1 pseudogene is annotated in these 570 nt (G+C 57.2%); it reads left to right on the top strand.

Annotated elements, in window-relative coordinates:
* Positions 1 to 182: 182 nt before the first annotated feature.
* Positions 183 to 570: pseudogene (locus F2P45_RS34415) on the top strand (hypothetical protein); the annotation flags it as partial.

Below are 570 nucleotides of genomic sequence, written 5' to 3'. Positions count from 1 at the left end.
TGGCCCCGGAAAAGCACATAATTGGGCAAGCTACAGGAGCCCAGCATCAAACCGAAACGCCTCACCGAACTGGAATCTGTCCTTACCTCACCACCTGGGAAGGACGACCCCCCTGTGTCAAACTGTTGTGAGACAACTTCATCAGTCTAATTAAGGAAGTTGGCACACATATGGAATTGAACATGACAGCAGCATCACATCCGTCCGACGTTTCGGAAGCGGCAGCAAGTACTGAGGTGGTCGCCGTGGCCAAGCGCCGCAAGTTCACGACGGCGTATATGCAGCGCATCGTGCGTGAGGCAGATGCATGCACGGCGCCAGGTGCCATCGGCGCACTGTTGCGTCGCGAGGGCCTGTACAGCTCACATCTGAGCAAGTGGCGGCTGTTGGTCGCGGCAAGTGAGGCGGCCATACCGAACACGAAGCGCGGACCGAAGCCGGATGCGGCAAAAGCGGTGGACAGGCGCGTCGCCAATCTGGAACTGACCAATGAAAAGCTCACCAAACAGCTTGAGCGGGCCAAGCTCATTATCGCGGCCCAAAAAAACTTTGCAATCTCCTGGGCTTGCC

The organism is Massilia mucilaginosa (assembly GCF_011682145.1).
In the GTDB taxonomy this organism is placed as follows: domain Bacteria; phylum Pseudomonadota; class Gammaproteobacteria; order Burkholderiales; family Burkholderiaceae_D; genus Telluria_A; species Telluria_A mucilaginosa.
Note: the sequence above shows the minus strand (reverse complement) of the source record. Positions and strands in the feature narration are given on the sequence as shown.